Genomic DNA, 9,453 nt, shown 5'->3' with positions numbered 1-9,453 from the left:
GAGAGAGGGCAACTGTGGGGATGCGCCCTGCAACCACCCGCCTCTCCCCGACTAGGCGGGTAATAGGTTATCTTTAACCATGCCCGCCGCCAAGCACGGGAGTCGGCATATGAAACATTCGTTCTGGAGCATTCTTTTCAACACAGTGCTCGTGATCTGCCACGTACTCACGGGACTCTTTTTTCTCTACACCCTAGAAGACCGTCACCACCACGTAGGACTTTTGGTAACTGCACTCTATAGCTGCATGCTGTTCGCCCTCTGGTGGGAACTTAGGGGCAAAAACCTCCCACCGAAAGTCACCGCCGACCGCCTAGCCAGAGCGACACTGAATGTGAAAGCACGGCGCTCGACACCCCAGCCTGTCTATCTGGAGAAGGACGAACCAGCCTCACCCGCCCCCATCCAAACCACACATCACACTCCCCAACCCTCCATCCTTATGAGCCTGGCGTGGGCGTTCTTTCTTGGCTGGTCGATTGGAGGTAATAATGAGAAGGATGGTACTTAAGAAAGTCTGAGCGAATCCCCAATTCGCCAGTCCCCCCGTTAGCCGACAAAAATCCAAGTTTGAACCACAGAACAAGGACGTAGAGAGACATGAAGGAGACCAGCCCAAACGCTTTTGGAAAACTCCAGCGGAATGAAGAAGGCATCATTTCCGCGTGGCATACGCTAACAGACCACCAAACAGACGTTGCTGCCTGTTTCGAACATCTCTGTCGATGTCACAACATTCGGCGTGCTTTGGAGACAACTGCAGAGCAAAAACTGCAACCGCGAGATATCTCCCGTCTCTCAGCACTGGTCTTTCTGCACGATCTCGGTAAAGCCAACAGCGGCTTTCAAGCTAAGCGCTGGACGCGAGACAAGTTGCCCCAGGAGTGGCCTCTGCCGGCGGGACATGGCATTGAGGCGAGCAAGATTTTTAGTGCGGATGTACCTACATCGCTCGCCGAAAGGCTACCGATTGAAGCGATGGACAGTTGGGGTGAAGCTGTTCTTTCATTACTGATTGCCAGCATCAGCCACCACGGGCGACCCATCGACTTCGAAAGCACTTCAAACTGGAACCCTGCAATCTGGAAGCCGGTAACTGATTGCAACGGCAACATCATTTACGATCCCGAATCAGTGCTACAGCAAATCGGTGAGCTCATGGTTGCGCTCTATCCCAATGCCTTCGAGCCCGCCGGAAACGACTTACCGGATACCCCGGCCTTTGGCCATCTCTTTGCGGGGTTAGTGCAACTGGCCGACTGGATAAGTTCCGACACCGACTTCTTCCCCTACGCAAAAGAGAATGAGCAGCGTACCGAGACAGCGCCACGCTATGCCGCCGCTGCCATCACCGCCCTCGGGCTGGACACGGAAAACTGGCGCGATCAGATCAATGCCCTATCACCTGAGTTTGCACATGTCTTCCAGGTACCATCACCCTACCCCATTCAGAAGGCAATGGATGACCCAGACCTAGGGCCACTGGTGATTCTGGAATCAGAGACAGGCAGCGGCAAAACCGAGGCCGCCATCTGGCGCTACCTGCACCTGTTTCGCACTGGGCAGGTAGACAGTCTCTATTTCGCCCTTCCCACTCGAGTCTCTGCCACTCAAGCCTATCAGCGTATCAAAAGTGCAATTAATCGCATCTGGTCCACAGATGCTCCTGTTACAGTGCGCGCCTTGCCGGGCTATGCCAGCGCAGATGGGCAGGACATTAAAATCTTGCCAGACTTCAAAGTGCAGTGGCCTGATGACCCCGGTGATGTAGAGGCCCAGCGCCGCTGGGCCGCAGAATCACCCAAACGCTTCCTAGCTGCACCGATTGCCGTCGGCACCATCGATCAGGCACTGCTCGGGGCACTGCAAGTACGCCACGCTCATCTCCGCCATGCTCTACTGTCGCGTAGCTTGCTGGTGGTGGACGAAGTACATGCCTCCGATCCCTACATGACGGCATTGTTGGAACGCCTACTCAAGGCCCATCTAGATTGTGGCGGGCACGCACTGTTGCTCTCCGCTACCCTGGGCTCCAGCGCCCGTGATCGCTATCTGGCGCTGGCGCCACAGAGGGAAAAGCCCGCCGCTACCACAACGAATTATGACAGTGCCTGCACCATACACTATCCGGCCATATCCGATTTCTCAGACATCCGGCCCATTGCATCCGCCGCACCTGAAAAGACCATTTCATGGACCTTACATGACTGCATGGATGATCCCGAGCAGATTGCCAGGATGGCGCTAGATGCAGCAGGTGAAGGCGCAAAAGTCCTGGTGATCCGCAACACAGTACCGGCTGCCATAGCGGTGCTGCGGGCGCTGGAAGAGAGCAATCCTGATCCTGCCTGGCTGTTCAACGTTAATGGTATCAACACACTGCACCACAGTCGTTTTAGCCGCCAGGATCGCCCTATTCTGGACAAAGCAATCCAGGAGCAGCTCGGCAAAACAGGAAAACCTGGTCCACGCATCGTGGTCGGCACTCAGACGCTTGAACAGAGCCTGGATCTGGATGCCGACCTACTGATCACCGATCTATGCCCAATGGACGTGCTGCTGCAACGGGTAGGCCGCCTGCACCGCCACCATCGATCACAAAATGAACGCCCGGAGAGATTCCAAACGGCTCAGGCATGGGTGCTAACACCACCCGGCCACAATCTCACACCGATGCTGAAGAGATCCAGGCATGGGCTGGGGCGATTTCGAAATGGCGGTGGGATCTATGATGACCTGCGAATCATCGAGGCCACACGCCGTCTTATCGACAAACATCTGGTAGTCAACATTCCCGAAAAGAACCGCTACCTGGTTGAAACCGCAACCCATTCGGAGCAGCTGACTGCGATCCAGGATGAACTCGGCGAGCCCTGGCAAACACTTGCACAGCAGGTCGAAGGTGATACTGGGGCGCAGAACGTGATTGCGCGCCTCCATGCTCTGAACTTCAATGAGGTTTTCGGGGAACGTAAAGACAATCTCTTTCCCAATGACGTCAAGATCGGCGCCCGACTGGGAGCGGAAGACAGACTTTTGCAGTTTGATCCAGCGCTGCCAGGCCCATTCGGCGCCCCCCTGAAGCAGTTGCCGGTGAGACACTTTCTCGTTCCAGATGGACTGGATCTCGATGCGCAACCCAATCAAATCGTTCAACAAGATGGACTGATCGAATTTACCCTAGGTACCACCCGCTACCGGTATGGCCGTCTCGGATTGGAACGGCTAACGGATGATTGACCCTGCCTTAATCAACATGGAGATGTTCGATGACCTGCCGCTACTCCTTACTCAATGAACCGTTGATCCGCACCCGGCTTGCCGCGGACGGCAGCCCGGCCCGCTATACCCTGCCGGGACTCTTCGTCGCCCTGGCCGGCGATACAATACGCGACTTCCCCGCCCTGCGCCCCCACCAACGCCACCCCTGGCACGCCTTTCTGGTTCAGCTTGCCGCTATGGCGTTGCATAAAGCGGGGCAGTCACAGCCGTTTGCCAGTGAGGCGGATTGGAAAGCGGCGCTGCTAGCGCTGACACCAGACTACCCGGATGGCGAAGCTTGGTGCCTGATAGCACCACATAACAAACCTGCATTTATGCAAGCACCAGTGCCAGACGGAAATATCAGCGAATGGGGCAATACGACTCCCACATCAACACCGGACCTTCTGGACATCCTGGTAACGTCTAAGAACCACGACCTAAAACAGGAACGTATTCGCACTGCCTATCCCGATGATTGGCTTTTTGCCCTAATCAGCCTGCAAACCGCAGCCCCATTTCCAGGCCGCGGTAACTACGGCGTTGCTCGCATGAACGGCGGATCGTCCAGCAGGCCCGGTCTTGGCATCGACCCACCAGGTGGTCCTGGACGCCGCTGGTGGCGGGATGTTCGCATAGCCCTCGCTGAACGTATCACTATGGCAGATGATTTCGGATATGCAGCGGAGGAAGGTGTCAGTTTACTATGGCTGGCACCATGGGATGGCAAAAGCGCCTACTCCTTTACTGCCCTCGACCCATTCTTCATCGAAATCAGCAGACGTATCCGGCTCGTAGCAGATGACGAACTAATCAAGGCACTTAGAACAACAAGCACCGGGCCACGTATCGCCAAGGAAGAGTCAAAAAGCCGCAAGGGAAACACTGGTGACCTGTGGACACCGATAGAGATTGCAGCGGGTAAATCCTTGGGTGTCTCTGGTACAGGCTTTCATTATAAGCGCATGGTCGAACTGCTTTTCGGTCCCAACTATAAAAAACCACCAGCTCAAATTATTGCCCAAGGAGATGATACCGAAGGCCTGACAGTCATTGCTCGTGCCATCGCAGGTGGGCAAAGTACCACTGATGGCTATCACGAGCGGCGTATCCCAATATCCCCAAAGGTACGTCAACGATTAATGGTGCGAGATACCGACGAACTCGCTGCAACCGCAACACAGCGGGTGCAGGATATCGCCAAAATGCGTGGACTGCTGTGGACCGCGACGGCAACCTTGTTTGACAACGGAGCAGCAAAAGATAAGTTCTCCGATAGCGCGAAAGATAAGGCGAACATATTTTCCAAGCCCTTCGAGCAAGCCGAGGACGCCCGTTTCTTCGACGAACTAAACGCAGAGATTGAGTCTGACGATCCAGATAAAGTCCGCCTGGGCTGGCACCTTTCCATGGCCGAGCGCGCCGAAACCGTCCTGAGAAATGCTTTCCATGCCGGCCCTCGCAGTAGTGAGCAGCGCTACCGCGCCCGCGCTGCGGCCTTATCTCGATTCCATGGAGGACTGCGCAGTGGAAATGTATTACCCAGCCTCACCCAGCACTACCGTGAACAATAAGCCAGCAAGGAGAATATCCATGACCACGCATGATGCAGAACCGCGTGAACAGACGCCCAAACAAGAGGGGAAACCAACAAACCCCATTACCCGGCTGGCCCGGATCATCGGCCAAGCCGCAAGATTCTCTGGCGATGCGCATGGGCTCGATAACGGTGAGCGTGCAGCGCTGGCACGCCTCGACCCGGATGGCGACCTGCGCCCACATCAGATTGCCGCTCTGACCCGAGCCCTGATCTATGCCGGGCTGGAACCCGAAGGCTGGCGACCGGAAACCTGGCGCCGCTGGGCCTTGATTGCCCACGGCATGGCGCTTGCCGGACACGATGGCAACCAAAGCCTGGGACAGCAACTTTCCACAGCGAAAGTTGCGGAGTCGCGGGTAAACCGGCTGCTAACTGCCAGAGGCGATGCCTTCCGCCAATTACTCCCCCGTCTATTGCGCCTGCTTGCATCTAAGGAAGTCGCAGCCAACTGGTATGAATTCGGCAGGCTAATACTTCAGGAAGGCAAAGACGAACAGAAAGCGGAAGAAATCCGCATGAAGATCGCCAGTCACTACTTTTCGGCCGAAGCGAAGGCCAACAAACCAGAAACCGCTTGAACAACAATTTGAGGGACCAACATGAATGCAGAACCCCGTTTTATCCAGATCCACACCCTGCACACCTACCCAGCAGCACTGCTCAACCGGGATGACGCCGGCCTGGCCAAGCGCCTGCCACTGGGCAACGCCGTACGTACCCGCATATCTTCCCAGTGTTTGAAGCGCCACTGGCGCATGACCGATGACCGGTTCGCATTGTCGGCACTCGACATACCCATGGCGATACGATCCAGGAGCACCTTGGACGAAATTCGCAAACGTATCATCAAGAACGGAGTTGCAGATGATCTGGCCCAAGCAGCTGCTGAGGCGCTGCGCGAAGGAAAGTTGCTGGATAACGGCGGTAAAACGAAAAAGGGCGAGGAGGCCCTGAAAACCGGGCAGGCCGTGCTGATGGGTACGGCCGAGATCAACTATCTGGTCAAGCGTTGCACGGAACTGGCAGAAGCGGATGAGAACGAAGAGACCCTCAAGAAAGCGGTACTCGCAATGCTGAAGGGTGAAAAGAAAAACATCGCCGCCCTCAAGCACGGTAGCGGCCTCGAATCCGCCCTGTTCGGCCGCATGGTCACCTCCGACGTATTGGCCAGTCGCGATGCATCCATCTATGTCTCCCACGCCTTCACCGTACACGAGGCCCAGGTAGAAAACGACTACTTCACCGTAGTTGATGACCTATTGCGAGAGACTGGAGAACTCGGATCAGCCGGTATCTTCGACACTGAACTCGCTTCCGGTCTCTATTACGGCTATGTGGTAGTCGATGTACGCCAACTAGTGGAGAACTTGGAAGGTATCAATGCCAAGGACTGCTTCACCGAATCCACACCAGCCGAGCGCCGCGAGCTGAGCGCACAGGTTGTGCAGCACCTGCTGCACCTGATCGCCACCGTCAGCCCTGGCGCCAAACGCGGCTCCACCGCACCTTTCGACTGGGCCAAGTTCATGCTGGTGGAAGCCGGAGACTGGCAACCGTGCAGTCTTGCCGGGGCTTTCCATGACGCGCTCTCCCTGACAGACAGTGGTGCGGGCACAATCAGGGAGGGGGCAGTCCAGCGAATGGATCGGGAAATCGCAGCCATGGACGAGGCCTATGGGTCAAACTTGGCTCGCCGCTTTCTGTCACTCGACCCGGTAACGATTTCCGGAGCGGAACGCACCAACCTGGCTGGACTGGGCGAGTGGGCCTCTGAAATTATCCGGCAGGGGGCTTGCTGAAATGCCGCGACATCTATTGCTACGGCTGGAGGCACCCATGGTGGCCTTTGGCGGAGAGACCATCGACAATTATGGGGTGATCCGAGATTTCCCCGCCTTGTCGATGGTGACAGGACTGCTGGCAAATGCACTGGGTTGGCGCCGCGAGGACGCTGATCTGCATAATCGACTGCAGAATCGTCTGGTACTCGGGGCAAGGCGTGAATCCATCGGTAATCGGTTGAGGGATTACCAGACCGCACTGTTGTTTGAGAACGATCAGGTTTGGACAACAGTGGGAGTACCAGAAGGCCGGGCCAAAAGTCCGAGTTATTCCAAACTAGCCGACGGACGCAAGGCACTGACATTGCAGCGCTACCGCGACTATCACGCCAACCTCTCCACCCTCATCGCCCTGCGCCTCGAACCCGCCGACGAGGCACCTACTTTGGGCGACCTGGCCCATGCCCTCGATCACCCGGCCCGTCCCCTCTTTATCGGGCGTAAACCCTGCCTTCCCAGCCGAAGAATCTTTGCCGGATGGCAGGATGGACGCAACATCTTGCAAGTCCTTCAAAGCACTGCTTGTCTTGATTCTAGTGCTGGAAACTTGCAAATGCAGTGGCCCGACGGAGAAGGAGAACTGCAGGGCGACCGCAAGCTCGATTTATGTGACGAACGCAACTGGACCAGTGGTGTGCACGGCGGTTGGCGACCAGTACGTAAAGGAACCTTTAAGCCGGGCGAGGTACAGATATGAGTCTTCAAGTGATGCAGTGTCATCCCGACCCCATAGCATTGGCAGCATGGGCCACCCGCCAGGGGCTGCTCTCGCCTGATGGTGACTACGGCTACGCCTTGCATGCACTACTCAGAGCAGCTTTTGGCAAACAAGCCCCAAAACCATTTCGTTATCTGGGCGGGCGACAGGGGCTACTAGCCTATACCGACAGCACGGCCGAAACTCTTCAGGAAAGTACCAGCTTGGCTACACCGGATGTAGCGAGGGCATTGGGACTGGAGAGTCTGGACACTCGCAAGTTTCCTTCCGCATGGCGGGAGGGACAACGGCTAGGCTTTGAAGTCCGTATCCGTCCGGTGGTCCGGACCAGGGATGGCCGTGAACGGGATGCCTATCTGCATGCTGTGGAGCCAACCGAGCCGGACAGCGGCCCAAGACGGGAAGCGGTCTACGCCGATTGGCTGACGAAACAGCTTGGAGCAGATGGTGCCGCCCAGCTACTCAATGGGCGTATGGATGCCTTTCGTCTGTGCCGCGTCATACGCCGCGCCCATGACGGCAACAATGGCAAACGAAAAACAAAAAGCTTCAATGGGCCGGATGCGCTGTTCAAGGGCGAACTGGCAGTAACCGATGGTGAAGCCTTCAGTCATCTGGTAACACGCGGTATCGGGCGGCATCGCACCTTCGGTTTCGGCATGCTTCTGCTCAAGCCAGCCAACTCATGCTAAAGGGACGGTTGGGGCTCGAAACAGCCCGCATCCCCCACGCAGACCGACACGGCCTGATCTGGCTGGAACGTGGAGAACTCTGTGTCATAGATGGTTGCCTGAACTTCTTGACCGGCAAGGATTCACTGACGCCCAACAGCATTCAGGTACCCCACCAGGCCGTGTCGATGATTCTGCTTGGCCCCGGTAGTACCGTGACGCACGACGCCCTGCGCCTGTTGGCGCGCCACGGCACATTGATGGCCGCAGTAGGGAAGGATGGAGTGCGTTCCTATACCGCAATGCCGCTATTGCCAGACCGCTCCGATATCGCCCGGCGACAGGCCGAATTGTGGGGCAGTCCGCGGCGCCGCATCAGCGTCGCACGTCACATGTATGCCCTGCGTCTTGGCGAGGTACTGCCACACCGTGACCTGGATACCCTGCGCGGCATCGAGGGCGCTCGTGTCAAAGCTACCTACCGATTGATGGCGGAGAGATACGGTATCGAATGGAAAGGCCGGCGATATGATCGAAGCAATCCCAGTGCTGCCGACATACCCAATCAGGCGATAAATCATGCCGCCACCGCAGTGCAGGCAGCAGCAGCCATCGCCGTCCAGTCAGTCGCCGCAATTCCCCAGCTTGGCTTCATCCACGAAGATTCTGGACAGTCATTCGTGCTCGACATCGCCGATCTGTTCCGAGACTCGGTGACCTTACAAATAGCCTTTGCTGCAGCCAAGAAATCAGAGGCAGACAGCCAGACCATCGACCGCCTGGTACGGCGTGAAGCGGCCACTGTGTTTCGAAAACAGCGCGTGATCCCATCGATGATTGACAGCATAAAAAAAGTCATACGCATGGAGGAATAAGATGCCACTGGTCGTAATCGTCACCCGTGATGTAAAAGATCGGTTTCGTGGCTTTCTAGCTTCAGTGATGCTCGAAGTGGCACCAACTGTCTACATCTCACCCCGGATGAATCAAGGCGTGCGTTCGCGCACCTGGAAGGTATTATCCGATTGGCACAACACCGAACCACGAGGCAGCGTAGTCATGGTCTGGCGTGATGCAAACGAAACTGGAGGAGTCGGCATCGCCACACTGGGCTCACCGCCACGTGAACTCATAGAGATTGACGGGCTATGGTTGGCGCGTCGAAAGACGTGAAATGCTCTTTTACAATTTGGGTATGATTTAGTGTTTTCTCTTGTAGAGCATAGGTTTATCTACAAGAGGTTCCCCCGCACCCGCGGGGATAGGCCCTCACCTAGCCATTTATGCTCATAGGCAGCCTTGGTTCCCCCGCACCCGCGGGGATAGGCCCGCAAGGCTTTGCCGGAGGTCTGTCTGTCCTCG

Annotated in this window: 9 protein-coding genes; all 9 read left to right on the top strand. The window is 56.6% G+C overall.

What is annotated here, in order from left to right; genetic code table 11:
* The first annotated feature begins 109 nt into the window (after nt 1-109).
* Nucleotides 110-511, top strand: coding sequence for a hypothetical protein (locus RIFP1SYM_RS14265; RefSeq protein WP_139042158.1), 402 nt, complete (start codon nt 110-112; stop codon nt 509-511).
* Nucleotides 512-600: 89 nt separating this feature from the next.
* Nucleotides 601-3,240, top strand: a complete 2,640-nt coding sequence (locus tag RIFP1SYM_RS14260; RefSeq protein WP_005965994.1) for a CRISPR-associated helicase/endonuclease Cas3 — start codon at nt 601-603, stop codon at nt 3,238-3,240.
* A 29-nt stretch (nt 3,241-3,269) separates the two neighbouring features.
* The gene (locus RIFP1SYM_RS14255; RefSeq protein WP_005965993.1) at nt 3,270-4,835 is read left to right on the top strand and encodes a hypothetical protein; all 1,566 of its coding nucleotides are present in this window, start codon (nt 3,270-3,272) and stop codon (nt 4,833-4,835) included.
* A 19-nt stretch (nt 4,836-4,854) separates the two neighbouring features.
* A complete protein-coding gene (gene casB / locus RIFP1SYM_RS14250) occupies nt 4,855-5,439 on the top strand; it encodes a type I-E CRISPR-associated protein Cse2/CasB (RefSeq protein WP_039960592.1) in 585 nt (194 codons plus the stop codon).
* Nucleotides 5,440-5,460: 21 nt separating this feature from the next.
* A complete protein-coding gene (gene cas7e, locus RIFP1SYM_RS14245; protein WP_005965992.1) occupies nt 5,461-6,660 on the top strand; it encodes a type I-E CRISPR-associated protein Cas7/Cse4/CasC in 1,200 nt (399 codons plus the stop codon).
* 1 nt (nt 6,661) lies between these two features.
* Entirely contained in the window at nt 6,662-7,399 is a 738-nt protein-coding gene (cas5e, locus tag RIFP1SYM_RS14240) for a type I-E CRISPR-associated protein Cas5/CasD (RefSeq protein ID WP_005965991.1), read from the top strand.
* Nucleotides 7,396-8,112 carry a type I-E CRISPR-associated protein Cas6/Cse3/CasE gene (gene cas6e / locus RIFP1SYM_RS14235; RefSeq protein WP_005965990.1) on the top strand — a complete coding sequence of 239 codons (717 nt, stop codon included), beginning with the start codon at nt 7,396-7,398 and terminating at the stop codon, nt 8,110-8,112. The genes cas5e and cas6e overlap by 4 nt, the downstream gene beginning before the upstream one ends.
* Nucleotides 8,106-8,966: a type I-E CRISPR-associated endonuclease Cas1e gene (gene cas1e, locus RIFP1SYM_RS14230; protein ID WP_005965989.1), complete on the top strand. Its 861-nt coding sequence runs from the start codon at nt 8,106-8,108 to the stop codon at nt 8,964-8,966. Before cas6e ends, cas1e begins: the two co-directional genes overlap by 7 nt.
* Before the next feature lies 1 nt (nt 8,967).
* Nucleotides 8,968-9,264, top strand: a complete 297-nt coding sequence (cas2e, locus tag RIFP1SYM_RS17125) for a type I-E CRISPR-associated endoribonuclease Cas2e (protein ID WP_081417775.1) — start codon at nt 8,968-8,970, stop codon at nt 9,262-9,264.
* Nucleotides 9,265-9,453: the final 189 nt, after the last annotated feature.

Origin of the sequence: endosymbiont of Riftia pachyptila (vent Ph05), assembly GCF_000224455.1 — a bacterium.
Lineage (GTDB): Bacteria > Pseudomonadota > Gammaproteobacteria > Chromatiales > Chromatiaceae > Endoriftia > Endoriftia persephonae.
Note: the sequence above shows the minus strand (reverse complement) of the source record. Positions and strands in the feature narration are given on the sequence as shown.